The sequence below is a fragment of the Piscinibacter sp. HJYY11 genome, assembly GCF_016735515.1.
Classification (GTDB): Bacteria; Pseudomonadota; Gammaproteobacteria; order Burkholderiales; family Burkholderiaceae_C; genus Rhizobacter.
Genome location: NZ_JAERQZ010000001.1, coordinates 2452014 through 2477444, shown reverse-complemented (window position 1 = coordinate 2477444; position 25431 = coordinate 2452014). Strand labels below are relative to the sequence as shown.

Genomic DNA, 25431 nt, shown 5'->3' with positions numbered 1-25431 from the left:
CCCTCGGGTTCTCGCATGAAGAAATGAACACTCAGGGTTGCCCCTGAGTTTGTCAGTTTCGTATCAGCGTCGTGTCAGGGCGGGGTCAGAGCCCGCCGTGACACTGCCTGATCCTCATCAATCGGGTGGGGTTCAATCGAGGAGAAATTCATGGCAGCTGCAAGCGCATCGAGCGCGCCGATGACCGGAGAGGAAAAGAAGGTCATCTTCGCCTCCAGTCTCGGCACGGTGTTCGAGTGGTACGACTTCTATCTGTATGGTTCGCTGGCGCCGATCATCGCCAAGCAATTCTTCGCGGGCCTGGACCCGACCTCCGCCTTCATCTTCGCGCTGCTCGCGTTCGCAGCCGGCTTCCTGGTGCGCCCGTTCGGCGCGCTGGTGTTCGGCCGCCTGGGCGACATGATCGGCCGCAAGTACACCTTCCTGGTCACCATCCTGATCATGGGTCTCGCGACCTTCATCGTCGGTGTGCTGCCGACCTACGCCTCCATCGGCGTGGCCGCGCCGGTCATCCTGATCGGCCTGCGCCTGCTGCAGGGCCTGGCGCTCGGCGGTGAGTACGGCGGTGCCGCCACCTATGTGGCCGAGCACGCGCCGCACGGCAAGCGCGGCGCCTACACCTCGTGGATCCAGACCACGGCGACGCTGGGCCTCTTCCTGTCGCTGATGGTGATCCTGGGCACCCGCACGGCGATGGGCGAACAGGCCTTCGGCGACTGGGGCTGGCGCATCCCGTTCCTGGTGTCGATCTTCCTGCTGGCCATCAGCGTGTGGATCCGGCTGTCCATGAACGAATCGCCCGCCTTCAAGAAGATGAAGGAAGAGGGCAAGACCTCCAAGGCGCCGCTGACCGAGTCGTTCGGCCAGTGGAAGAACCTGAAGATCGTGATCCTGGCGCTCGTCGGCCTGACCGCCGGCCAGGCCGTGGTCTGGTACACCGGCCAGTTCTACGCGCTCTTCTTCCTGACGCAGGCGCTGAAGGTCGACCCGTCGACGGCCAACATCCTGATCGCGGTGTCGCTCCTGATCGGCACGCCGTTCTTCATCGTGTTCGGCACGCTGTCCGACAAGATCGGCCGCAAGCCGATCATCATGGCGGGCTGCCTGCTGGCCGCGCTGACCTACTTCCCGCTCTTCGGCGCGCTGACCAAGGCCGCCAACCCCGAGCTGGCCGCGGCGCAAGCCAAGACCCAGGTGATCGTGACGGCGGACCCGAAGGAGTGCTCGTTCCAGGGCAGCCCGATCGCCCGCGAGATCGACTTCCGCACGTCGTGCGACATCGCCAAGCGCTACCTGGCGCAAAGCTCGGTCTCCTACGAGAACAAGGTCGGCACCGGCCCCGCCACCATCACCATCGGTGACAAGGTGATCACCGCGCCGGTGGGTACGGTGGTGAACTCGAAGTTCGACGAGGCCAGCGTCAAGTCGATCGCCGCCTTCAAGAAGGACGTGACCGACACGCTGAAGGCTGCGGGCTACCCGACCAAGGCCGCGCCGATCGCGTTCTTGAGCGGCCAGTGGTGGACCATCGTCGGCATCCTGACCATCCTCGTGATCTACGTGACCATGGTCTACGGCCCGATCGCGGCGATGCTGGTGGAGCTCTTCCCGACGCGCATTCGCTACACCTCGATGAGCCTGCCGTACCACATCGGCAACGGCTGGTTCGGCGGCCTGATGCCCACGACCGCGTTTGCGGTGGTGGCGGCCACCGGCAACATGTACAACGGCCTCTGGTACCCCATCATCGTGGCGCTCATGACCTTCGTGGTCGGCGTCCTGCTGGTGAAGGAAACCAAGGACGTGGACATCTACGCGAAGGACTGATGTCACCCCCGCGGCCCGTGCACCTGTCGTGCGCGGGCCGTTGAATCCCAACTCAAACTCAACTACCCGGAAGTACTCAGCATGTGGAAGATCGTTGTGGGTTTCGTCGCGATCGCGGCGCTGACGTTGTGGCTGCTCAGCAAGGGCGGCGACATCGACATGAGCGGTGAGAAGCACGGCATCGACACCTCGCACGCGCCTGCGGCGGCTTCCGCTCCTGCTGCTGCTTCTGCCGCTTCTGCCCCCAGCTCGGCCGCGTCGCAGTAACCAGAGAGCGACTCGCGCCTTCGGGCAACGCCGGCCAGTCCGATGGACTGAGCCGGCTTTTTGTTGCCTCGGCCCGTCTCAGGACGGCGCCGGCTTTGTCATGTCTGCACGCAACGCGTCGGGTGAGAGCCGCGCGACTTCACGCAGGCAGGGCAGGCACAGGCAGGCGCTGTAGTGCTCGCGCAGCAGCTGCAGGGTTTCGGCCGACAGGTCGATCGTGCCGCAGGCGCACGGCGTGGTGTCTCGCACGCCGCAGTGGAAGCCTCCGCCGCAGCGTGGGCAGCTTGCGTCGGCGGTGGAGCTCACCTCACGCGCGGCGACGGGCCAGCGCGGCTGTGGCGAGCGCCAGGCCGGCCAGCCAGACGAGGCCCAGCCCACCGCCGCCGGAGTCTCCGCCACCCCCACTGGCGGGCGGCGGCGTGGTGGCCACCTGGCCGGAAAGGGGCAGCACGCGGGTGAAGGTCGTGGCGCTGCCTTGCACGCGCATCGTCAGCGTGAGCGAGGCGGTGTAGGTGCTGGTGTTGGGCGCCGAGAAGCGCACCGAGACGCGGCAGGTGCTGGCCGTGGACACCGTGCTGGCCGCAATCGTCTGCGAGGTGCAGTTGTCAGACGTCACGTTGAAGCGTGCCGCGCCGCTGCCGGAAAGGGCCACGTTGGTGATGGTCAGCGTGCCGTTGGTGACGGCGTTGCTGAGGTCGACGTTCTGCGACAGCGTGTTGGTGTTGATGGCGCTCGGGCTGAAGCTGAGCGAGTCGACGCTGAGCTTGGGCGTGTCGGCGATGTAGGCCGCGATGTCCTGGAACTGCGTGGTGTTGAGCGCGCTGAACTGGCCCATCGAGCCGTTGTAGTTGCCGGCGATGGCGGCACCGAAGCGACCGGTGGCGCTGTTGAAGCTGACGGCGGTGAAGGGCGGGGTGGCCGTGATGGTGCCGGTCGCGATGCGGTTGCGCCGGTCGTGGATGGAGTGGCAGTTGGTGCACGAGCCGAGCTGCGCGTTGCCGGTCTCGCCGGGCGTGTCTTCGAAGAGCGCGCGGCCGGCGACCGGGTCGCCCGTGGTCTGGGCCCATCCGGGGCCAGCCCACAGCAGAAGGCACGCGAAGGCGGCGCCAGTCAGCAGCCAGCCGGTGGGAATGCGTTCGAGGAAGTTCATGCGAGCGGCGCACAGCGGCCGGTGATCGACGGTCCCCGGATTTCATCGCGCGCCCGATGCGGCGTCTGCACCAGGTTGTTACGCGGTGTTCGGGGCAGGGCGGGCATGTCGGTTGCCCGGTGTCACGCCCGGATGCGTCTGCTTACGTGGAGTGGCGGCCTGCCAACGCCTCGCAGCCCGCCGCTGGGGCTTTGTGCCGGAATCGCCAGGTGGCGTGCGTAAGCTCGCCCTTCGCTGCGGTCAGGTCGACCGGCGGCGCTTTCTCCCAGGAGTCACACACATGAACAAGATTTCTCTCGCCCTCGCCTCCTTCGTCGCCGCCGGCCTGCTGGCTGCCGGGCCTGCAGCGGCCCAGTCGTTCAGGCCGTCGTGGGCGGGTGCGTCGATCGGCAGCACCGACTACGGCACCGGCCTCAAGGTCTTCCTCGGCGGCAAGGTCACGCCCATCTTCGGCTGGGAAGGCCAGGTGGTGAGCCACGGCTCGGAAGACCTGCCGCTCGGCCGCAAGCACTCGGCCATGTCGCTGGGCGGCTCGGCCGTCGCGCGCTTCCCGCTCAACGCGCAGTTTGGTGCCTTCGGCAAGGCCGGCGTGCACTACCTGCGCGTCAAGCGCAGCGGCCCGGGCGTCAGCAGCGACAGCGACCTCGAGCTGGGCCTGGGTGCCGGCCTGCTCTTCAACTTCACGCAGACCGCCGCGCTTCGGCTCGAATACGAAAACATCGGCGGTGGCGATGGAGATTTCTTCTCCATCGGCCTCCAAGTCGGTTTCTGACAGCCCTCGGTCGACGAGCACGTCGACCGATCCCCGCGGGGATGCGGGCCGGCTTGGGACCGGCCCGGCGCTCGGCCAGCCGCGCTAGGTGAAGAGCGTCTTGTGCTGATCGCGCAGCACGTTCTTCTGCACCTTGCCCATCGTGTTGCGCGGCAGTTCGTTCATCACGAACACACGCTTGGGCACCTTGAAATTGGCGATGCGGCTCTTCAGCAACTGGAGCACCGCCGCATCGTCGAGTGAGGCGCCGGGCTTGGGCACCACGAGGGCCACGCCCACCTCGCCGAAGTCAGGGTGGGGCACGCCCACCACCGCGCTCTCGGCCACGCCGGGCATCTCGTTGATGAAGCCTTCCACCTCGGCCGGGTAGACGTTGTAGCCGCCCGAGATGATGAGGTCCTTGCTGCGGCCGACGATGGTGACGTAGCCACGTTCGTCGATGCGGCCGACGTCACCGGTCTTGAACCAGCCGTCTTCGGTGAATTCTTCCTTCGTTTTCTCGGGCATGCGCCAGTAGCCGGCGAAGACGTTGTCGCCCTTCACCTGGATGCCGCCGACCTCGCCGACGGGGCATGGGCCCTTGTCGTCTTGCACCCGCAGGCCGATGCCCGGCAGCGGGAAGCCGACCGTGCCGCCGCGGCGTTCGCCGTCTTCAGCGCGGTACGGGTTCGACGTGAGGATCGAGGTCTCGCTCATGCCGTAGCGCTCGACGATGGTGTGGCCGGTGCGCTCGCGCCATTCGTTGAAGGTCTCGATCAAGAGCGGCGCCGAGCCGGCCGTGAAGATCCGCATGTTGGAGCACGCTTCGCGCGTCAGGCCGGGTTCGGCCAGCAGGCGCACGTAGAGCGTGGGCACGCCCATGAAGACCGTGGCCTCCGGCAGGCGTGACACGACGAGCTTGGGGTCGAACTTGGAAAGCCACAGCATCTTGCTGCCGCTGATCAGCGCCGCCTGCGCCGCAACGAAGAGGCCGTGCACGTGGAAGAGCGGCAGCGCGTGGATCAGCACGTCCTTGCCCTGCTGCCAGCCCCAGTAGGCCGCGAGCGTCAGCGTGTTGGAGAGGATGTTGCCGTGCGTCAGCATCGCGCCCTTGCTGCGGCCCGTCGTACCACTGGTGTAAAGGATGCAGGCCAGGTCGTCGGCTTCACGCTCCACCGGCCTGTGCTGGTCGCTATGGTGCGCGGCGCGGGCGAGCAGGCTGCCGCTGCGGTCGTCGTCGAGCGTGTACACGTGCGTGGTGCCGGCCTTGAACGCGAGCTGGCTGATCCAGCCGAAGTTCTTGCTCGCGCAGACCACCACCGCCGGCTCGGCGTTGCCGATGAAGTACTCGATCTCGGCGGACTGGTAGGCGGTGTTGAGCGGCAGGTAGACGAAGCCGGCGCGCAACACCGCGAGGTAGAGCATCAGCCCTTCGACCGATTTCTCGGTCTGCACCGCCACCCGGCTGCCCTCGGGCAGGTTGAGCGAGGCGAGCAGGTTGGCCATCATCGCGCTGCCGCGCTCGAGGTCACGCCAGGTGTAGAAGCCCGGTGTGTCGAGCGTCTCGATCGCGGTGCGGTCGAGGTCCTCCGGAAAGCCGCCGCGAATTGCGGCAAAGATGTTGGAGTTGTGGCTCATGTCGCTATCTATTTCATTCGAGCGTGGCGCCTGACTTCTTCACGACCTCGCCCCAGCGTTTCACTTCCGCGCTCACGAAGCGGCCGAAGGCGTCGCCATAGAGGTTGGGCGTGTCGGTGCCGAGGCCGTTCCAGGTCTTCTTCAGCTCGTCGGAGCCGAGGGCCTTCTGCATCTCGGCGCGCATCGCGTCGATCAGCTCCTTGGGTGTGCCCTTGGGCGCCCACAGGCCGTACCAGGTGGCCACCTGGTAGGTCGGCACGCCGCCTTCGCCGCTGGTCGGCACGTCGGGGAAGCCGGGCGCGCGCTTGTCGCTCGCCACCGCCAGCGCCTTGATGCGGCCGCCCTTGATGTGCGCGGCCGAGGAGCCGAGGCCGTCGAACATCAGGTCGACCTGGCCGGCGATCAGGTCCTGCAGCGCCGGGCCGGCGCCGCGGTAGGGGATGTGCGTGATGAACGTCTTGGTCTGCAGCTTGAAGAGCTCGCCGGCCAGGTGGTGCGAGGTGCCGTTGCCGGCCGAGCCGTAGTTGAGCTTGGCCGGGTTCTTGCGCACGTAGTCGAGGAAGCCCTTGAGGTCGTTCACCGGCACCTTCTGCGGATTTACCACGATCACCTGCGGCACGCTGGAGATCAGGCCCACCGGGATGAAATCGGTCTCGATGTTGTATTCGAGCTTGGGGTACATGGCCGGCGCAATCGCGTGGTGCACCGCGCCCATGAAGAAGTTGTAGCCATCGGGTGCCGACTTGGCCGAGAGCGTGGCGCCGACGGTGCCACCGGCGCCGCCCTTGTTGTCGATGACGAACTGCTTGCCGGTGTTGCGGCTCATCGTGGCGAACAGCGGGCGGGCGAAAGCGTCGGTGCCGCCGCCGGCCGGGAAGGGCACGATGATGGTGACGGGCTTCGTCGGCCAGCCCGCCGCGGACTGCGCACGCACGAAGGGTGCGGCGAGCATGGCGCCGGCGCCCAGCGAGCCGAGGGTGATGAGGCGCCTGCGGCGCAGCAGGGGGTGCTCAGGGTGGGTCATGGTCGTCTCCTGTGGGGTGCGTGTGAGAGAGATCAAATCAAGGCGGCGACGGCGCGCGAATGCGCCACCTCGCCGTGCACGAACTGCTCGTGGCTGGCTTCGATTTTGTGAAGGTCGTAGAGGTAGTTGACCATCATGCCGAAGGATTGCTTCAAGCCTTTGCGCGACAGGTCCCCCATGGGGTTGAGGCGCTCCAGGCGCGCGCCGTTGTCGAGGTGGAAGCGGGCCACCGAATCACCGTGCGTCGTGGCCGCATGGTGCACGAGGTACGAGGCGCACAGCCGCGACAAGGCTTCGCTTGCCGGCTCGTCGAGCGCTTGCAGCTTGTTCGCGCTTGCGAGTGTCGAGAGGTCGCCGCCAGTTGCTTTGAGGAGCAGCTCGCGTGCGTCTGCCAGGCGCTCGGCCACGCTGCGCTTCAGGCCCTCGGGCGGCGGCGTGCCGGCCTGCAGCCACTTGGCGAAACCCGGGATGGGCGACAGCGTGCAGTAGCGGCGGATCTGCGGCAGCTCGCGGTGCAGCTGCTCGGCCACGCGCTTGATGAGGAAGTTGCCGAGCGACACGCCGCGCAGGCCGGGCTGGCAGTTGCTGATGGAGTAGAAGGCCGCGACCTTGAAGTCGCTCGGCGGCAGTGGCTGCGCGCGCTTGTCGATCAGCGGGGCGATCGCATCCGGCATCTCGGGCAGCAGCGCCACCTCCACGAAGATCAGCGGCTCGTTGGGCAGCTGCGGGTGGAAGAACGCGAAGCAGCGGCGATCGGGCTGCAGGCGGCGGCGCAGGTCGTCCCAGCCGTCGATCTCGTGCACCGCCTCGTGGCGGATGATCTGCTCCAGCAGCTCGGCGGGCGAGCGCCAGTCGACCTGCTGCATCTGCAGGAAGCCGGGGTTGAACCAGGACGAGAGCAGGTGGTGGAAGTCGCTCTCCAGCGCGCTCAAGCCCGGTTGCGCAGGCAGACGCGACAGCAGCTTGCGCCGCATCGCGACGATCTGTGCCGTGCCCCCCGGCGTGCGGTTGATGCGGCGAAGCAGCTCCTGCCGCGGCGGCTCGGCCAGGCGTGTCAGGCGGATCAGATTCTCCGGCGTGGGCTCCTGCGCGTAGGCCTGGGCCCCGTCGAGCACCGCCTGCGGGTCGGGGCTGAAGTCGGTGGAGAGCTTGTCGAAGAAGCCGGCCTGCTGCTCCTCGGGCAAGGCGCTGAAGCGCGAGACCAGCTGGCGCGCGATGGCCACGCTGTTGGCCTCGCCGCGCTCGGAGAGCAGGCGGTGGCAGTCGAGCAGCAGGCTGCGCAGCTGGCGGCCATCGGTCGCGCGGCGCGCGGCGGTCTTCAGTTCTTCAAGCATGTTGACTCCCCGTTTGATGAGCGCTTGCCTCCTGCTCGTCGGCGCGCAGGGCCTTCAACGCGGCCAGCTGCGCCATCAGGTGGTCGTGCATCAGTCGCTCGGCACGCGCGGCATCGCGCTGTTCGAAGGCGGCCATCAGCACGCGGTGTTCGTTGATCGAGTCCTCGATGCGGCCCGGCCGGTTGAGCTGGCGGCCGCGCAGCAGGCGCAGGAACGTGCGCAGCTCGTTGGTGGCGCGGTCGAGCCAGCGGTTGTCGGCGAGCGACTGCACCGTGCTGTGGAAGTCGTGGTTGGCGCGGTAGTAGCCGTCGATGTCGTGCGCGGCGGCGTGGCGCTCGAGCGTCTGGTGCAGCTGGCGCAGCCGGGCGATGTCGGCCGGCGTGGCCTTGCGCACCGCTTCGAAAGCGCAACGACCTTCCAGCAGGGCCATCACGGGGAAGAGCTCTTCGGCATCGTCTTCCGACATCTCGGTCACCCGGCAGCCCTGCCGCGGCACCAGTTCGACCAAGCCTTCGGCGGCCAGGACCTTCAAGGCCTCGCGCAGCGGCGTGCGGCTGATCTGCCATTGCTGGGCCAGGGCCAGCTCGTCGATCCAGTCGCCGGGTGCGAGCTGTCGCTCGAACACCATGTTTCGAAGGCGAGTAGCCACTTCTTCATGAAGTGATGATCGGCGTAGCGGTGTGACATCGACCATGGCATCGCCTGGGCAGGACCGGCTGATTCGGTGTCGCCAATCTACGCCTGGAAATTAATAATTACAACGAGGGTGAACCCCAAAACCCTGTTTGAGGCGTCAGTTCGGCTTGTGCTCCTGCCGGCGAGTTCTATGCTTGGTGCACTGCAACAAGAACCCGCCTCCCCATGGATGACCTGCGTGTGAGCGGCCCTGAACCCCAGGGCACCGTTCTCTACATCGAAGACCAGGACCTGAACTTCCTGCTGGTCCAGGCGCAGCTGGCGGCCACGCTGCCGGGGATCCACCTGATCCGCGCGGCGACCGGGGCGGAGGGTGTGGAGAAGGTCCGCAGCGAACGCCCTCAGCTGGTCCTGCTCGACATGCACCTGCCCGACACCGGCGGCCTGGAGGTGGTGCGCGCGCTCAACGTGGAGATCTCGCAGGGCCTGAAGGTCGCGCTGCTGACGGCGGACCACTTGTCGATGGACATCCTCAAGGCGATGAGCCTGGGCGCCTACGAATACTGGGTGAAGCCGATCAGCGCCACGCAGCTGGAGAAGGGCGTGCGCCGCGGGCTCGCCGCGGCGGGAGGGATTGACCCCGTCACCGGGGCGCGCCGCAATGGCGCCTCGCAGGGCGGCAGCGCGTCGCGCTATTGACGCTGTCGAGGGTGTGAACCCGGCCGCGCCGGCTCAGCGCAGCAGCGAGGCCTCGAGCCGCGTCACCATGTCGATGAGGCGTGGCCGCACCTCGTTGAGCAGGAAGTCCTTCGACAGGTTGAACGACGGCCCGCCGCAGTTGATGGCCATCGGCGGCAGCCCGCCGCCCGGCTGGAAGGCACGTGCGATGCCGTTCACGTCTTTCTGCCAGTCGCCGAAGGAGCAGGTGACACCGAGCGTGTTGTACTCGTCCATCGCACGGTTGATGCCGTCGCGGATGTCGGGCCAGGCCACTTCGTCGAGCTCTTGCACACGCTCCATGAAGTCCTGTCGTTCGCGGTCGGGGATGGCGGCGAGCCAGGCACGGCCGATCGCCGAGGTGGCAACCGGGATGCGCGAGCCCACGTCGAGGCTGAGCGTGAGGGCCGCCGAGCTGCGGCAGTTTTCCACGTAGATCATCGACAGCCGGTCGCGCGTGCCGAGCGACACCATCGAGCGCGACGCATCGGCCAGCTCCTGCATCATGGGCCGGGCGATCTGGCGCACGTCGAGCCGCGCGAGCATGGCGCTGCCGAGCGACAGCGTGGCGGTGCCCAGGCGGTACTTGCCGCTCTCCTCGACCTGGATCAGGTAGCCGAGCTTGGTGAGCGTGGAGGTGAGCCGCGACACCGTCGACTTGGGCAGCCGGCAGCGGGTGGCGATCTCCTGGTTGCCCAGCGCCTTGTCGCCCGAGCGGAAACAGGCCAGCACCTCGAGCCCGCGCGCCAGCGCCGTCACGAAATGGCGGTCTTCCTTCGGTTTGGGGGCGGAGCGGCTGCGTTCGATCCGGGCGTTCTTGGTCAGTGTGTCCATCGTCTGTCGGTCCCTGCAAAAGCGTCCAAAGTGGAACACAAATCCACAAATAGGAGCTTCTCGGATTCCCCAGTCCACCCGGGATGGGGTGGCGGGGAGCCTCGCGCTCCCGGGCTGAACGATCGCTTTTCGTCGGTGGAGACCACAAGTTGACAGCCTGCAGGCGTGAATGAACAATCGCCGTTCTGTTTTTACTTGCGGAATCTTGTTCCGCATTGCAGCACATCTCGCCGGGCGACGCAAGCACCCCGACCGAGGGCTGCGCCTCCCTAACGAGACGTCTGCATGGACCTGACCTTCACCCCCGAAGAACAAGCCTTCCGCCAGGAGGTGCGCGCCTTCGTGCGCGACAAGCTGCCCGCCTCGCTGCGCCACAAGGTGGTCAACAGCCTGCGCCTCACGCGCGACGACCATGTGATGTGGCAGCGCACGCTCCACGAGCGGGGCTGGGGCGGGCCCGGGTGGCCCAGGGAGCACGGCGGCCCCGGCTGGAACGCGGTGCAGCAGTACATCTTCGAAGAGGAATGTGCGGCCGCGGGCGCGCCGCGGCTCATCCCCTTCGGCATCAAGATGGTGGCGCCGGTGATCATGGCCTTCGGCTCGCCCGAGCAGCAGAAGCGCTTCCTGCCTGACATCTCGTCGGCCCGGAAGTGGTGGTGCCAGGGCTACTCGGAGCCGGGTTCGGGCTCCGACCTCGCATCGCTCAAGACCCGCGCCGTGCGCGGCTTCGACAAGGACGGCGACCACTTCGTCGTCAACGGCCAGAAGACCTGGACGACCCTCGGCCAGCACGCCGACTGGATCTTCTGCCTGGTGCGCACCGACCCGCAGGCCAAGGCGCAGCGCGGCATCAGCTTCCTCCTCATCGACATGAAGTCGCCCGGCATCACCGTGCGGCCCATCATCACGCTCGACGGCGCGCATGAGGTGAACGAGGTCTGGTTCGAGAACGTGCGGGTGCCCGCCGAGAACCTGATCGGCGAAGAGAACAAGGGCTGGACGTACGCGAAGTTCTTGCTCGGCCACGAGCGCAGCAACATCGCCGGCATCGGCATCAGCAAGCGCGAGATCGAGCGCTTGAAGCGTGTGGCGGCCACCGAGATGAAGAACGGCAAGCCTCTGCTGGAGGACCCGCTCTTCTCCGCCAAGGTCGCGCAGATCGAGATCGACCTGATGGCACTCGAGATGACCAACCTGCGCGTGCTCTCCGACGAGGCCAACGAGAAGGCCCCCGGCCCGGCCGCGTCGATCCTCAAGATCAAGGGCACGGAAATCCAGCAGGCGATCACCGAGTTGCTGGTGGCGGCCGTCGGCCCCTACGCCTTGCCCTTCAAGGCGGAAAACGAGAGCGACGAAGAGGGCGACATCGGCCCGCGTTATGCCGCCGGCCTCGGCGCCCACTACTGCAACATGCGCAAGCTCTCGATCTTCGGCGGGTCCAACGAGATCCAGAAGAACATCATTTCCCAACAACTGCTGGGACTGTAAACATGGACTTCTCCTTCAGCGAAGAGCAGCACCAGCTGCAAGACGCCATCAGCCGTTTCGTTCAAGGCGACTACAGCTTCGAGCGCCGCCACAAGATCCTGAAGAGCGCGGACGGTTGGAGCCGCGAGGTCTGGCAAGGCCTGGCCGACCTGGGTGTGCTGGCGATGAACATCCCCGAGGCCGATGGCGGCCTGGGTTACGGCCCGATCGAGACGCTGCTCGCCATGCAATCGGCCGGCCCGGCGCTGCTGTGCGAGCCGCTGCTCGACAGCGCCGTGATCGCGACCGCGCTGGTGCGTGACTTCGGCTCGCCCGAGCAGCGCGCCGAGCTGCTGCCCGCGATGGGCGGTGGCGAGCGCATCGTCGTGCTCGCGCATACCGAAGCGGCCGGGCGTGGCCAGCCAGTGTGGGTCGAGACGAGTGCGAAGAAGAGCGGTGATGGATACCTGCTCAACGGCCACAAGGCCGTCGTGTCGCTGGCACCTGCCGCAGACGAGCTGCTGGTCTCGGCGCGTATGAGCGGCCAGCCGGGGGAAGCGGACGGTGTCGCTGTGTTCCGCGTGTCCAAGGATGCGCCGGGCCTCGTGCTCAAGGCCTTCAAGACACTCGACGGTCGCCGTGCCGCCGACGTCGTGCTCACGGATGTGAAGGTGCCGGCCGCATCGCTGCTGGGCGCGCCCACGACCAGCGCCACCGCCGCGATCGATCGTGCCCTCGACATCGGCCTTGCCGCCCTCTGCGCCGAATCCCTCGGCGTGATGGAAGCCACCGTCAACGCCACCATCGAGTACCTGAAGACGCGCCAGCAGTTCGGCCAGCCCATCGGCCGTTTCCAGGCCTTGCAGCACCGCACCGCCGACATGCTCCTGCACCTGGAGCAGTCGCGCTCGATGGCCTACCTCGCCGCGATGCACTGCAACGTGGCCGACGACACCCAGCGCCGCAAGACCCTCTCGGCCGCGAAGGTGGTGATCGGCAACGCCTGCCGCTTCATCGGCCAGCAGTCGGTGCAGCTGCACGGCGGCATGGGCATGACCGAAGAGCTCAACGTCAGCCACTTCTTCAAGCGGCTGATGGCGATCGAACTCAGCTTCGGTGACACTGACACACACCTTCAACGGTTTGCCGCTCTCACCCAGCGCGACATCCCGCTCGCAGCTTGACGACAGGAGACAGACACATGGCCAACAAAGCCGCATTCCAGTGGGACGACCCCTTGCTGCTCGACCAGCAGCTCACCAGCGACGAACGCCAGATCCGCGATGCCGCGCGGGACTACTGCCAGGGCAAGCTCGCACCGCGCGTGCTCGAGGCCTTCCGCCACGAGAAGACCGACCCTTCGATCTTCCGCGAGATGGGCGAGCTGGGCCTGCTCGGCCCGACGATCCCCGAACAGTACGGCGGTGCCGCGCTCAACTACGTGTGCTACGGCCTGATCGCACGTGAAGTGGAGCGAGTCGACTCCGGCTACCGCTCGATGATGAGTGTGCAGAGCTCGCTCGTGATGGTGCCGATCAACGAGTTCGGCAACGAAGCGACCAAGCAGAAGTACCTGCCCAAGCTCGCGAGCGGCCAGTGGATCGGCTGCTTCGGCCTCACCGAGCCCGACCACGGCTCCGACCCCGGCAGCATGGTCACCCGCGCGAAGAAGGTGCAAGGCGGCTACAGCCTCACTGGCGCCAAGATGTGGATCAGCAACAGCCCGATCGCCGACGTGTTCGTGGTGTGGGCGAAAGACGAGGAAGGCGCGATCCGCGGCTTCGTGCTCGAGAAGGGCTGGAAGGGCCTGAGCGCCCCGGCGGTGCACGGCAAGGTCGGCCTGCGCGCCTCGATCACCGGCGAGATCGTGCTCGACAACGTGTTCTGCCCCGAGGAGAACGCCTTCCCCGAAGTGCGCGGCCTGAAGGGCCCGTTCACTTGCCTGAACAGCGCGCGTTACGGCATTGCGTGGGGCGCGCTCGGCGCCGCCGAAGACTGCTGGTTCCGTGTGCGCCAGTACGTGCTCGACCGCAAGCAGTTCGGCCGCCCGCTCGCGGCGAACCAGCTGATCCAGAAGAAGCTGGCCGACATGCAGACCGAGATCACGCTCGGCCTGCAGGGCTGCCTGCGCCTGGGCCGCATGAAGGACGAAGGCACGGCCGCGGTCGAGATCACCTCGATCATGAAGCGCAACTCGTGCGGCAAGGCGCTCGACATCGCCCGCCTGGCGCGCGACATGATGGGCGGCAACGGCATCAGCGACGAGTTCGGCGTGGCCCGCCACTTGGTCAACCTCGAAGTGGTCAACACCTACGAGGGCACGCACGACGTGCATGCGCTGATCCTCGGCCGGGCGCAGACCGGCATTGCCGCCTTCGCGAACTGAGGCGGCTCAGAGCGGGAGCTGGTAGCGCAACACCAGCCCCCGCCCTTCGGTCGACGGGTTGTCGGGGCCGAGACCGCGGCCGTTGGAGATGTGCAGCCAGCGCGCGCCGAGCGTCCAGCGGCCCGGCCCCATCTGCCAGGTGATCGACGGACCGGCCTGGAACATCCCGTTGTAGTGGGTGCCGCCGGCCGGGAAGCGGCGGTCGTAGAGCATCGGCGCGGCGCTCGCGTCCAGGTGAAAGCCACTCCGCACCCGCCAGCGCGCTTCGGCGCTGATGCCCAGCCCATGGCCGGGGCTGTGCAGGGTCTGCTCTGACAGCGTGTCGGTGAGCTGGGTGATCTCGCCTCGCGCGTGTTGCGCGACCAGGCCGAGGCGCAGCGTGAGCGGCCAACCGGCCACCTGCTTTTCGCGCAGATGCGCGGTGGCATTCGTGAGATGAAGCTGCCGGTTGGCGTGCAGGGGCTCGAAGCGTTCGAGCCCGACCTCCTGGATGTGCGTGGCCGGCGCATCGGCCAGCGTGAAGCCGCCGAACAGGCCGGTCAGCGTGAGAAGACCCCATGCCATGACAAAAGAACTCCGTGGTTGAGAGGCCTGCAGGGTGCCGGCAGGCGGCGCGGGGGTCTTGCCGCGTTTGAACGCTTGCTGGCCGAATTCGAAATCGGAACCGGGTTTCTAGAATTCCGCGGCGTTTCCACTCCCTCGGCGCCGCATGTCTTCGATCGAACTGCTGACGTTCCTGGCCGGCGCCTCGGTGGCCTTGTCGGTGGCCGTGGGGGTGGCGATGGCGGTGATGCCGGGCGTGTCACGCGCGGTGGTGGCCGTCGGCTGCCTGGCGGTGAGCGGCGCGGCCTACAGCCTCTTGCCCCTGCCGGCGGTGGTGCAGTCGACGGAAGAGCTGCGCTGGGCGCTGCGGGCCGTGGCCTGCTGCGGCGTGCCGCTGCTCTGGCTCGTGCTGCGCTTCCTGTTCGACGGGGTGAGCGACGCCCGTCCGGCGCTGGTGGGCAGTGCCGGCGTGGTGCTGCTCGTGGCGCTGGCCTCGGCCTGGCCGGGCCTGCGGCCGCTCTGGCTCGGGGCGCTGTCGGTGGGGCTGGCGGGCTTCGTGGTCCACATGCTGTGGCACCTGGCGGGGCGCCGCCGTGACGACCTGGACGAGTTCCGCCGCCGCATGCGCACGGCGCTGGCGCTGGCCTGCGTGGCCTATGTGGCGCTGGTGCTCGTGGTGTGTGCCGCCGGCCTGCGCAGGCTCGCACCGGTCGACGTGGCGGCCGCCTCCATCGGTGCCCAGACCTTGTTCAAGCTGTTCTGGCTGGCATTGGCCGTCGGCCAACCGAGCCCCTGGCGGCGCGTGCTGGACGTGGCGCGTGCCCCCGAGCCCCCGGTGCAGCAGGACCTGAGCACGGTGGGCGAGCACCGCAGCAGCGTCAACCAGGCGCTGGCCGCGCGGCAGGCCGAGTACGTGCTCGACACCGTGCGGCGCGAGGCGCTGTACCGCCGCCATGGCCTGGGGATTGGGGAACTCGCGACCATCGTCGAGCTTCCCGAGCACCGGTTGCGCAGCGTCATCAACGGCCACCTCGGCTTCAAGAACTTCGCGGCCTTTCTCAACCACTTCCGCCTGCGCGAGGCGGCCGAGCGCCTGCGTGACCCGGCGTTCGCACATCTGCCGGTGCTGACCATTGCGATGGACGCCGGCTTTGCCAGCATCGGCCCATTCAACCGCGCCTTCCGAGACGCCTTCGGTGCCACGCCCACCGACTACCGGCGCGCCGCGGCCTCTCCATCCGACGCCTGAACAAAGCGAAACCTTGGTGCGAATTGGGGTATTGCGCCAATAACTATACGTTCGTATAGTTACGGCCATGCCACGCCCGTCCCAAAACGTCGACCAGCTCCTGCTCGACGCCGGCCTCGAGCTCCTCCCGCAGACCGGCTGTGCCGGCCTGTCGGTGCGCAAGCTCGCCGACCACGCGGGGGTCAACCTCGGCATGTTTCACTACCACTTCAAGAACAAGGACACCTTCATCCGCGCCGTCCTGCAGCGGGTCTACGAAGAGATGTTCTCGGCGCTCACCTTGAAGGTGGACCAGAAGCGCCCGGTGCTCGACAACCTGCGGGCGGTGCTCGCGGTCCTGGCCCGCTTCGGGCGCGAGCAGCACCCGCTGTTGTTGCGCATGGCCGCCGACGCGATGGCGGGCGAGGCCGCGGTGATCGAGTTCTTCAGTGCCAACCTGCCGCGGCATGTGGCGGTGGTCTTGAGCCTGGTGATGCAGGCGCAGCGTGAAGGCCTGATCGTCGACGCCCCGCCGCAGGAGGCGATCGCCTTCCTCGCCGGTGCGGTGGGTGCGCCGGTGCTGATTGGCGGTGCGCTGGGCTCGCGCGCGCCGGCGCCGGTGGTGGCCGCCATCGAGCACCACGTGCTCTCGGATGCCGCAGTGGCGCGGCGCATCGACTACGCACTGCGCGGCCTGGCTGCGTGAGGAGGTTCACGATGACATGGCTCTTCAAACACCTGCTGAGCGGCGCGGCCGTGGGCGCCATTGCTGCCTGCACGGCCTCGGCACCCACGGGTTTTGCCGGTTATGCCGAAGGCGAGAGCGTGCGACTGGCCGCGCCCATCAGCGGCACGCTCACCAAGCTGCACGTGCAGCGTGGCGATGTGGTCGCGGCGAGCGCACCGGCCTTCGTCCTGGAGCAGGACAGCGAACGTTCGGCGCGCGAAGAGGCGCAGGCGCGTGTGCGCCGCGCCGAGCAACAGCTGGGCAACCTGCAGTCCGGCAAACGCCCCGACGAGATCGCCGCCCTGCGCGCGCAACTGGCGCAGGCGCAGGCGGCCTTCAACCTCTCGACGCGCGAGCTCGCCCGGGCCAGCGAGCTGGTGGCACAGAACTTCACCTCGCCCGCCAGCCTCGACGAAGCGCGTGCCGCGGTCGCACGCGACCAGGCGCGCGTGAACGAACTCCAGGCGCAGATCCGCCTCGCCGGCCAGGGCAGCCGCGTGCAGGAGATCGCCGCCGCGCAGCAGGAGGTGCTGGCCGCCAAGGCGCAACTCGCGCAGGCCGACTGGCGCGTGCAGCAGAAGACCCAGCGCATGCCCACGGCCGGCGACGTGACCGACGTTCTGTACCGCGAAGGGGAGTGGGTGCCGCAGGGCAGCCCGGTGCTCACCTTGTTGCCACCATCACAGGTGAAGGCGCGCTTCTTCGTGCCCGAGCCCGTGCTCGGCAAGCTGCAGCTCGGCCAGGCCGTCACGCTGCATTGCGATGGTTGCCCCGCGCCCATCAACGCCAAGGTGAGCTACATCGCGCGCGAAGCCGAGTTCACCTCTCCGCTCATCTACAGCAAGGAAAACCGGGCGACGCTCGTGTACATGGTCGAAGCTCGACCTTCGTCGCCGGATGACGCCAGGCGCCTGCACCCTGGGCAACCGCTGGAAGTGCGCCAGTGAACGCTCCACCGGTCATCGACGTGCGTGGCCTGACCAAGCGCTTCGGCGACCGGGTCGTCGTCAACCAGTTCGACATGCGCGTGCCACGCGGCCGCATCTACGGTTTCCTCGGCCCCAACGGCAGCGGCAAGACGACGACGATCCGCATGCTGTGCGGCTTGCTCACGCCCGACGAAGGCGAGGGCACCTGCCTCGGCCATGACATCCGCACCGAGGCCTTGAAGATCAAGCGCGAGGTCGGCTACATGACGCAGCGCTTCGGCCTCTACGAAGACCTGAGCATCGAGGAGAACCTCGACTTCATCGCACGTGTCTACGGCGTGGCCGACCGCAAGCGCCAGGTTGCCGAGACGCTGGAGCGCCTGGGCCTCACGACACGCGCGCAGCAGCTCGCCGGCTCGCTCTCGGGGGGATGGAAACAGCGCCTCGCCCTCGCCGCGTGCCTGATCCATGCGCCCCAGCTGCTGCTGCTCGACGAGCCGACGGCCGGTGTCGACCCTGCGGCGCGCCGTGATTTCTGGGACCAGATCCACGACCTGGCCGCCGATGGCCTGACGGTGCTCGTCTCCACGCACTACATGGACGAGGCCGAGCGTTGCCACGAGCTCGCCTACATCTCCTACGGCCGACTGCTCACGCGCGGCACGGTGGCCGAGGTGATCGCCGGTGCCGGCCTCGTCACCTGGGCGATCAGCGGGGAGCGGGTGGTCGACGTGGGGCATCGACTTCGGGCGGCGGCTGGCATCCGCACGGTGGCTCCTTTCGGCGCGACGCTGCATGTGAGCGCCGACAGCGAAGAAGCGCTGAAAGCCGCCACCGCCACGCTCGGCGAGGGCCTGCGCATCACGCCCATCGAACCCAGCCTCGAGGACGTGTTCATCGCGCTGATGCAGCAGGCGCAAGACAACTTCGCTGCCCCGCCATCATGAGCTGGGCGCGCCTGCTGGCCATCCTGCTGAAGGAGCTGCGCCAGGTGCGCCGGGACCGGCTCACCTTCGGGATGATGGTCGCCGTGCCCATCGTGCAGCTGATCCTCTTCGGCTTCGCGATCAACAGCGACCCCAAGCACCTGCCGCTCGCCGTGGTGGTGATGGACCAGAGCGAGCACACGCGCAGCTTCGTGGCGGGCCTCGAGAACTCGCGCTACTTCCGCGTGTCCGAGCGACCGGCCACGGTGCAGCAGGCCGACGAGCTGCTGGCCCAGGGCGCGGTGCAGTTCTCGCTCGTGATCCCGTCCGACTTCTCGCGCCGCCTGCTGCGCGGCGAGCGGCCGCCGCTCCTGCTGGCCGCCGATGCCACCGATCCTTCGGCCACCGGCGGCGCCATCGCGGCGCTCACGCAGGTCGCCCAGCGAAGCCTGGCACGCGACCTCACCGGCCCCTTCGCCGCGCTGCGCCCCACCGAGCTGCCCTTCGACCTGCGCGTGCAGCGCCGCTACAACCCCGAGGGCGTGACCGCCTACAACGTGGTGCCCGGTCTCATCGGCGTGATCCTCACGATGACGATGGTGATGATGACCTCGCTCGCGATGACACGCGAACGTGAGCGCGGCACGATGGAGAACCTGCTCGCCACGCCCGCCACGCCGCTGGAGGTGATGCTTGGCAAGGTCGCGCCCTACATCCTCATCGGCTACGTCCAGGTGGCGGTGGTGCTGGTGGTGGCGCGGCTGCTGTTCGACGTGCCGATGGTCGGCAGCCTGGGGCTGCTCTCGGCGGTGCTCGTGCTCTTCATCGCGGCCAACCTGGCGGTAGGTTTTACCTTCTCGACCATTGCCAAGAGCCAGCTGCAGGCCATGCAGCTGACGTTCTTCTTCTTCCTGCCCTCGATGCTGCTGACGGGCTTCATGTTCCCGTTCCGCGGCATGCCTGGCTGGGCCCAGGCCATCGGCGAGGCCCTGCCGCTCACGCACTTCCTGCGCGTCGTGCGCGGCATCCTGCTCAAGGGCAACGACGCGGCACAGATCCTGCCTCAGCTGTGGCCGATCGCCCTCTTCATGCTCGTGGCCGGGGCGGTGGCGCTGGCGCGCTACCGCCAGACGCTGGATTGAGTGCTACGCCAAAACGAACGACCGTTCGCTTCCGTTATCATGCCGCCCGCTGTCCGCGGGCACCTGGTTTTCAGAAGGTGCGGCACCACCAACAACACCAACGAGGGTTCCAAGCATGCATCGGATCGTGATCGTGGGTGGCGGGGCGGGAGGCCTCGCGCTCGCCACACAGCTCGGCAAGAAGCTCGGGCGCAAGAAGCTCGCAGAGATCACGCTGGTCGATGCCGCCCGCACCCATGTGTGGAAGCCGCTCCTCCACCAGCTGGCCGCCGGCAGCTACGACACGCACGCCGAAGAGATCGAGTTCCTCGCGCAGGCGCGCTGGAATTGCTTCCGCTTCCGCCTGGGCAGCCTGGTGGGCGTGGACCGGGCGAAGAAAACGATCCAGCTCGCCGCCAGCTACGACGAAACCGGCATGGAGATCACGCCGGCCCAGGAGCTCGGCTACGACACGCTGGTGATCGCGGTCGGCAGCCAGACCAACGACTTCGGCACGCTGGGCGCGGCCGAGTACACGATCAAGCTCGACAGCCCCCAGGCGGCGAAACGCTTCAACAACCGGCTCATCAACGAATGCATCCGCGCACAGAGCGTGCCGCGCGTGCCGGGCATGGGGCGCCTCACGGTCACCATCGTCGGAGGCGGGGCCACCGGTGTGGAACTGGCGGCCGAGCTGCATGCGGCCGCCCGCGTCCTGGCCCACTTCGGCCTCGACAACATCCACCCGGAGAAAGACCTGCAGATCGTGCTGGTGGAAGCGGCCCCGCGCCTGCTCTCGCAGCTGCCCGAGCGGCTGAGCGAATCGGCGGTGCGCGAGCTGCGCAAGCTCGCGATCGAGGTGCACACCAACGAGAAGGTGGTGGAGGTCACGGCCGACACGGTCAAGATGGCCAGTGGCAAGGTGATCCGCTCCACGCTCACGGTGTGGGCGGCGGGCGTGAAAGCGGCCGACTTCCTGAAGACGCTGGGCGGCGAGCAGCCGCTCGAGACGAACCGGCTCAACCAGCTCATGGTCAACGGCAACCTGCAGACCACGCAGGACCCGGACATCTACGCCTTCGGCGATTGCGCGGCCTGCCAGCAGCCGGACGGCACCTGGGTGCCGCCGCGCGCGCAGGCGGCCTACCAGCAGGCGATGTACCTGGTGAAGGCGCTGCCGCGGCTGATGAAGGGCGAGCCGGTCTCGCCCTTCGTCTTCCGCGACCAGGGCTCGCTGGTCTCGCTTTCCGAATATTCCTCGGTGGGCAGCCTGATGGGCAGCCTCACGCGCGGCAGCCTCTTCATCGAGGGGCGGCTTGCGCAGCTGATGTACTGGTCGCTGCACAAGCAGCATCAGCTCGCGCTCGGCGGCCTGCGCAAGACGGCCATGATCACGCTGTCGGAGATGCTCGACCGCACCTACCGGCCGCGCATCAAGCTGCACTGAGCGGCTTCAACTCATCCAGCGTTTGGTCGCGTCTTCCACCACGGCCGAGAGCGGCATGCCGCCCTTGCGACGGCTGCGCAGCCATTGCGCGTCGTTGCCCTCGTGCAGGGTGTCGCGGATGAGCTGGCTCGCGTTCAGCGCCTGCAGGTCGAGTGCATGCTCGTCGACGCGTGCGAGCGTGCGCAGGATGTCGTCGCGCAGCTTCTGACGTGTCTTCGTCTTCGGGTCGACGATCTCGCCGTCGAGGCCGAAGCGGCAGGCCTGGAAGCGGTTGAAGGTGTAGACGAGGTAGTCGTCTTCCTCGGGCTCGAAGGGCTTCTCTTCGCGCAGGTAGCGGCAGATGCACTGCAGGTAGCAGGCGAGGGCCGCGGCCTTGTCGACGGTGAGGGGCGTGTCGCACACCCGCAGCTCGATGGTGCCGAACTCGGGCTTGGGGCGGATGTCCCAGTAGAAATCCTTCATCGACTGCACGACGCCGGTGCTCGTCATCTTGTCGAAGTAGACGCCGAACTCGTCCCACGAGCGCACGAACGGCGCGCGGCCCGACAGCGGGAAGGCGAAGACGGAGTTGAGGCGGGCCGAGTCGAAGCCGGTGTCCACGCCCTGCACGTAGGGCGACGAGGCCGAGAGCGCGATGAAGTGCGGCACGTAGCGCGACAGCGCATGCAGCAGCCAGAGCGCGGTGTCGCCGTTCTCGCAGCCCACGTGCACATGCTGGCCGAAGACGGTGAACTGCTTGGCCAGGTAGCCGTAGAGCTCGCTGATGTAGTGGAAGCGGTCGGTCGGGTAGATCTGCTGCTCGCTCCAGTGCTGGTAGGCATGCGTGCCGCCACCGGCGATGCCGATGTTGAGCTTGCGCGCGGCGCGGCTGAGCTGCTGGCGCAGGTCGGTCAGCTCGGCGACGAGCGGCGCGTGCTGGCGCTGGATCGAGGTGCCGATCTCGATCATGCTGCGTGTGATCTCGGGCTTCACGTCCCAGGCGCCGGTGTGGCGCTCGAGCTCGCGCAGCAGGTCGTCGGCCTGCGGCGAGAGGTCGTGGTCGTGCATGCTGACGAGCTGCAGCTCGAGCTCGACGCCGAGCGTCAGCGCTTCGGAGGTGGTGAATTCGGCCAGTGACATGTCAGCTTCCCTTGGCTGCGGGTTGCGGGCACTCGTCGGCGAGCGACTGCAGCGACCACTTGGTGAGCACCGGGCCGACCAGGTGCGACAGCGTGGTGGCGATGAGCAAGGCCTGCAGCACGCCGCCGGCCACACCCGGGAATTGCGAGGCCCAGCCGAAGGTGTTGCCCGCGAGCAGCACGGCGAGGCTGCTCATCGGCTGCAGGGTGAGGGTGAGCGCGGCCGCCTGGCGCCAGCTGAGGGCGCTCAGCCGGGCGAGCAGGGCCACCGCGACACCCTTGCCCACCACGCGGGCCGCGAGAATGGCGATGACCCAGGGCCACAGCGTCGAGATGCCGTCGAGCGTGAAGAGCATGCCGAGTGCGATGAAGAGCAGCACGGTGAGCACCGCGCCGGCCGAGCCGAGCTGGGGCTCCACCGTCAGCATGTGGCCCATCTTCGAGCGCGCGGCCATGCCGGCGATCAACAGCGCGAGCAGCGGCGAGAGTTTCCATTGCGCCGCCACCATCGCCGCCAGGATCACGAGCGCGATCTGCAGCACCGGTGCGGCGGCAGCGTCGCGCAGCGGCTGGTTGAGCTTGGCGAGCAGCCAGCCGGCGAAGATGCCGAGCAGGAATGAGCCGCCGATCACCACCACGGCGTCGGTGATCACCGGCACCAGCTCATTGCCGATGTTCACGCTGCCGGCGGCGGCCACCACGTTCCAGGCTTTCAGCGCCAGCATGGCGAGCGCCGTGTTGATGGCGGTGATGATGAGCAGGCGCTCGGTGACCTGGCCACGCGAGCGCACCTCGTGCACGAGCACGAGGGTGATCACCGGCGACGTCGACATCGCCACCGCGCCGGCGAGCCAGGCCGAAGGCGCAGGGGCGCCGAGCGAGACGAGGGTGGCGGCCACGCACAGGCCGGCGAGCACCCCTTCGAGCACGCAGGTGAACGCGAGCCAGGGGTTGTCGATCAGCCAGCGCGGGCGAATGCGGCTGCCGAGCTCGAACACGAGCACGCCGATGGCGAGGTCGATGATCGGCTTCCACGGGTCGAGGTCGGTGCGGTCGAGCAGGCGCAGCGCGAGGGGGCTCGCGAGTGCGCCGGTGATCATGTGGCCCAGCATGCGCGGGGCGCGCAGCTTGCGGTGGAGCAGCTCGGCCAGCGCCACGGCGGCGAGCATCACGAGGGCGAAGCCGAGCACGGGGTCGGCGCCGCGCAGGCCCTCCAGCGTCCACAACGGGGCCGCAGAACCGGGTGAGCTTGAGAGCCAGCTTTCCAATGCAGTCATGCGGACAGGGTGGCAGGCAGCAGGCCTGCTCTTATTGGAAGGAGCGGCGGATCGTAGCGGAGCCCTGCGACACGGCAGCCGGGTGTCCAAGCACAGCAAAGGGGCTTGTCTTTATGATGCCGGCCCGCTCTTGAAATCGATCGCCGCGCCCCTACGTGCTGGCGCGGCCCATCGGTCAGAACCCCAGCGTCACACTGAACATCATGGAAAAAAAGACCCTTTCCTTCCAGGCCGAGGTCAAGCAGATCCTGCACCTCGTCACGCACTCGCTCTACTCCAACAAGGAAATCTTCCTGCGCGAGCTGGTCTCCAACGCATCGGACGCGTGCGACAAGCTGCGCTTCGAGGCGCTCAACAACTCCGCCTTGTACGAAGACGCGCCCAACCTCGAGGTGCGCGTGAGCTTCGACAAGGCGGCGAAGATCATCACCATCCGCGACAACGGCATCGGCCTCTCAGCCGACGAAGCGGTGGCCAACCTCGGCACGATCGCCAAGAGCGGCACGCGCGAGTTCATGGCCAAGCTGGAGGGCGACCAGAAGAAGGACGCCCAGCTCATCGGCCAGTTCGGCGTGGGCTTCTACTCGGGCTTCATCGTGGCGGATCGCATCACGGTCGAGTCGCGCCGTGCCGGTTTGCCAGCCGACCAAGGCGTGCGCTGGAGCAGCGAGGGCAGCGGCGACTTCGAGGTCGAGACCTTCACCAAGCCGACGCGCGGCACCGACGTGATCCTGCACCTGCGCGAGGGCGAAGAAGAATTCCTCAGCAGCTGGAAGCTGCGCTCGATCATCAGCAAGTACTCCGACCACATCTCGCTGCCGGTGCTGATGCAGAAGGAGGAGTGGGACGCCGAAAAGAGCGAGCAGGTCGTCAAGGACGAGTGGGCGCCGATCAACAAGGCCGCGGCGCTGTGGACCCGCAGCAAGAGCGACATCACGCCCGAGCAGTACGAAGAGTTCTACAAGCAGATCAGCTACGACACCGAAGCGCCGCTCGCGTACACGCACAACCGCGTGGAAGGCCGCAGCGAGTACACCCAGCTCCTCTACATCCCGGCCAAGGCGCCGTTCGACCTGTGGAACCGAGACAAGCGCGGCGGCGTGAAGCTCTATGTGAAGCGCGTCTTCATCATGGACGACGCCGAAGCGCTGATGCCGGTGTACCTGCGCTTCGTGAAGGGCGTGATCGACAGCGCCGACCTGCCGCTCAACGTCAGCCGCGAGCTGCTGCAGGAAAGCCGCGACGTGAAGGCCATCCGCGAAGGCTCCACCAAGCGGGTGCTGTCGATGCTGGAAGGCCTGGCCAACAGCGAAGACGAAGCCGAGCGCACGAAGTACGCCAAGTTCTGGAAGGACTTCGGCCCGGTGATGAAGGAAGGCGTGGGTGAGGACCACGCGAACCAGGAGCGGCTGGTGAAGCTGTTCCGCTTCGCATCCACGCACGCGGACGAAGGTGTGTCGCTCGCCGACTACCTGGGCCGCATGAAGGAAGGCCAGGAGGCGATCTACTACGTGACGGCCGACACGCTGGCGGCGGCGAAGAACAGCCCGCAGCTCGAGATCTTCCGCAAGAAGGGCATCGAGGTGCTGCTGCTCACCGACCGTGTCGACGAGTGGATGCTGAGCCACGTCTACGAGTTCGAGGGCAAGCCCCTGCAGAGCGTGGCCAAGGGTGCGATCGACCTCGGCAAGCTGCAGGACGAAGCCGAGAAGAAGCAGGCCGAGGAAGTGGCGACCGCGTTCAAGCCCGTGCTCGATCGGCTGAAGGACGTGTTGAAGGACCGCGCGAAGGATGTGCGTGTGACCACGCGCCTCGTCGATTCACCGGCCTGCCTGGTGGTGGAAGAGGGCGACATCAGCGGTCACCTCGCGCGCATGTTGAAGCAGGCGGGCCAGAACGCGCCGGCGCAGCAGCCGACCCTGGAGGTCAATGCCGACCACGCGCTGGTGAAGCGCCTGGAAGGCAGCGCGCATTTCGACGAGCTGGCGCACATCCTCTTCGACCAGGCGGTGCTGGCCGAAGGCGGCCATCTGGAAGATCCGGCAGCGTATGTGCGGCGTGTGAACGCCTTGCTGACGGCCTGA

The 25431-nt window shown here is 67.5% G+C and carries 24 protein-coding genes; 14 read left to right on the top strand and 10 right to left on the bottom strand.

The genetic code is table 11. The features are described 5' to 3' along the window. Positions 1-150: 150 nt before the first annotated feature. Positions 151-1827 (top strand): MFS transporter, encoded by a 1677-nt coding sequence (locus JI745_RS11375; RefSeq protein ID WP_201806290.1) that lies wholly within the window; start codon positions 151-153, stop codon positions 1825-1827. Between the two features lie 81 nt (positions 1828-1908). Continuing rightward, positions 1909-2094, top strand: coding sequence for a hypothetical protein (locus tag JI745_RS11370; protein WP_201806289.1), 186 nt, complete (start codon positions 1909-1911; stop codon positions 2092-2094). Between the two features lie 78 nt (positions 2095-2172). Here JI745_RS11370 and JI745_RS26375 read toward each other — a convergent pair whose 3' ends face one another. Together JI745_RS26375 and JI745_RS11360 are read right to left on the bottom strand one after the other, a co-directional pair. After that, a complete protein-coding gene (locus JI745_RS26375) occupies positions 2173-2400 on the bottom strand; it encodes a cysteine-rich CWC family protein (RefSeq protein WP_201806288.1) in 228 nt (75 codons plus the stop codon). A gap of 1 nt (position 2401) precedes the next feature. After that, positions 2402-3244: a hypothetical protein gene (locus JI745_RS11360; RefSeq protein ID WP_201806286.1), complete on the bottom strand. Its 843-nt coding sequence runs from the start codon at positions 3242-3244 to the stop codon at positions 2402-2404. 280 nt (positions 3245-3524) lie between these two features. Here JI745_RS11360 and JI745_RS11355 point away from each other — a divergent pair, with 280 nt between their 5' ends. Beyond that, positions 3525-4016 (top strand): outer membrane beta-barrel protein, encoded by a 492-nt coding sequence (locus JI745_RS11355; RefSeq protein WP_201806284.1) that lies wholly within the window; start codon positions 3525-3527, stop codon positions 4014-4016. A gap of 84 nt (positions 4017-4100) precedes the next feature. On the opposite strand, the gene JI745_RS11350 is transcribed toward JI745_RS11355, so the two are convergent. From JI745_RS11350 to JI745_RS11335, 4 genes are read right to left on the bottom strand one after another with little or no spacing between them, the layout of a single operon-like run. Beyond that, positions 4101-5633: a malonyl-CoA synthase gene (locus JI745_RS11350; RefSeq protein WP_201806282.1), complete on the bottom strand. Its 1533-nt coding sequence runs from the start codon at positions 5631-5633 to the stop codon at positions 4101-4103. Between the two features lie 13 nt (positions 5634-5646). Beyond that, positions 5647-6657: a tripartite tricarboxylate transporter substrate binding protein gene (locus JI745_RS11345; protein ID WP_201806280.1), complete on the bottom strand. Its 1011-nt coding sequence runs from the start codon at positions 6655-6657 to the stop codon at positions 5647-5649. Positions 6658-6689: 32 nt separating this feature from the next. Beyond that, complete coding sequence (locus tag JI745_RS11340; protein WP_201806278.1) at positions 6690-7991, bottom strand: malonyl-CoA decarboxylase; 1302 nt, start codon at positions 7989-7991, stop codon at positions 6690-6692. Next, a complete protein-coding gene (locus tag JI745_RS11335; RefSeq protein ID WP_201806275.1) occupies positions 7984-8685 on the bottom strand; it encodes a GntR family transcriptional regulator in 702 nt (233 codons plus the stop codon). Before JI745_RS11335 ends, JI745_RS11340 begins: the two co-directional genes overlap by 8 nt. 167 nt (positions 8686-8852) lie before the next feature. Between JI745_RS11335 and JI745_RS11330 the strand changes: the two genes are divergently transcribed. Further along, positions 8853-9326 carry a response regulator gene (locus tag JI745_RS11330; RefSeq protein WP_201806273.1) on the top strand — a complete coding sequence of 158 codons (474 nt, stop codon included), beginning with the start codon at positions 8853-8855 and terminating at the stop codon, positions 9324-9326. 33 nt (positions 9327-9359) lie between these two features. Here the strand turns inward: JI745_RS11330 and JI745_RS11325 are convergent, their stop codons facing one another. Beyond that, positions 9360-10178, bottom strand: a complete 819-nt coding sequence (locus JI745_RS11325; RefSeq protein WP_201806272.1) for an IclR family transcriptional regulator — start codon at positions 10176-10178, stop codon at positions 9360-9362. Positions 10179-10463: 285 nt separating this feature from the next. On the opposite strand from JI745_RS11325, the gene JI745_RS11320 reads away from it, so the two are divergent. The 3 genes from JI745_RS11320 to JI745_RS11310 are packed head-to-tail and all read left to right on the top strand — an operon-like array spanning position 10464 to position 14031. Beyond that, the gene (locus JI745_RS11320; RefSeq protein WP_201806270.1) at positions 10464-11666 is read left to right on the top strand and encodes an acyl-CoA dehydrogenase family protein; all 1203 of its coding nucleotides are present in this window, start codon (positions 10464-10466) and stop codon (positions 11664-11666) included. A gap of 2 nt (positions 11667-11668) precedes the next feature. Next, the gene (locus tag JI745_RS11315) at positions 11669-12829 is read left to right on the top strand and encodes an acyl-CoA dehydrogenase family protein (RefSeq protein ID WP_201806269.1); all 1161 of its coding nucleotides are present in this window, start codon (positions 11669-11671) and stop codon (positions 12827-12829) included. Positions 12830-12846: 17 nt separating this feature from the next. Further along, complete coding sequence (locus JI745_RS11310; RefSeq protein ID WP_201806267.1) at positions 12847-14031, top strand: acyl-CoA dehydrogenase; 1185 nt, start codon at positions 12847-12849, stop codon at positions 14029-14031. Positions 14032-14037: 6 nt separating this feature from the next. Here the strand turns inward: JI745_RS11310 and JI745_RS11305 are convergent, their stop codons facing one another. Beyond that, complete coding sequence (locus JI745_RS11305) at positions 14038-14595, bottom strand: acyloxyacyl hydrolase (protein ID WP_201806265.1); 558 nt, start codon at positions 14593-14595, stop codon at positions 14038-14040. Positions 14596-14740: 145 nt separating this feature from the next. Here JI745_RS11305 and JI745_RS11300 point away from each other — a divergent pair, with 145 nt between their 5' ends. The 6 genes from JI745_RS11300 (at position 14741) to JI745_RS11275 (ending at position 20952) form a co-directional block, all read left to right on the top strand. Beyond that, positions 14741-15823 carry an AraC family transcriptional regulator gene (locus JI745_RS11300; protein ID WP_201806263.1) on the top strand — a complete coding sequence of 361 codons (1083 nt, stop codon included), beginning with the start codon at positions 14741-14743 and terminating at the stop codon, positions 15821-15823. A 67-nt stretch (positions 15824-15890) separates the two neighbouring features. After that, entirely contained in the window at positions 15891-16508 is a 618-nt protein-coding gene (locus JI745_RS11295) for a TetR/AcrR family transcriptional regulator (RefSeq protein ID WP_201806262.1), read from the top strand. An 11-nt stretch (positions 16509-16519) separates the two neighbouring features. After that, positions 16520-17476, top strand: a complete 957-nt coding sequence (locus JI745_RS11290) for an HlyD family secretion protein (RefSeq protein ID WP_201806261.1) — start codon at positions 16520-16522, stop codon at positions 17474-17476. Next, on the top strand, positions 17473-18405 hold the full coding sequence (locus JI745_RS11285) for an ABC transporter ATP-binding protein (RefSeq protein ID WP_201806260.1): 933 nt from the start codon (positions 17473-17475) through the stop codon (positions 18403-18405). Before JI745_RS11290 ends, JI745_RS11285 begins: the two co-directional genes overlap by 4 nt. Then, positions 18402-19526, top strand: coding sequence for an ABC transporter permease (locus JI745_RS11280; protein WP_201806258.1), 1125 nt, complete (start codon positions 18402-18404; stop codon positions 19524-19526). Before JI745_RS11285 ends, JI745_RS11280 begins: the two co-directional genes overlap by 4 nt. A 115-nt stretch (positions 19527-19641) precedes the next feature. After that, entirely contained in the window at positions 19642-20952 is a 1311-nt protein-coding gene (locus tag JI745_RS11275) for an NAD(P)/FAD-dependent oxidoreductase (RefSeq protein ID WP_201806255.1), read from the top strand. Positions 20953-20958: 6 nt separating this feature from the next. On the opposite strand, the gene JI745_RS11270 is transcribed toward JI745_RS11275, so the two are convergent. Both JI745_RS11270 and JI745_RS11265 read right to left on the bottom strand, forming a co-directional pair. After that, a complete protein-coding gene (locus JI745_RS11270) occupies positions 20959-22071 on the bottom strand; it encodes a YbdK family carboxylate-amine ligase (protein WP_201806253.1) in 1113 nt (370 codons plus the stop codon). Between the two features lies 1 nt (position 22072). Next, positions 22073-23347: a cation:proton antiporter gene (locus JI745_RS11265; protein WP_201806252.1), complete on the bottom strand. Its 1275-nt coding sequence runs from the start codon at positions 23345-23347 to the stop codon at positions 22073-22075. Between the two features lie 203 nt (positions 23348-23550). Here JI745_RS11265 and htpG point away from each other — a divergent pair, with 203 nt between their 5' ends. Continuing rightward, positions 23551-25431, top strand: a complete 1881-nt coding sequence (gene htpG, locus JI745_RS11260) for a molecular chaperone HtpG (protein WP_201806251.1) — start codon at positions 23551-23553, stop codon at positions 25429-25431.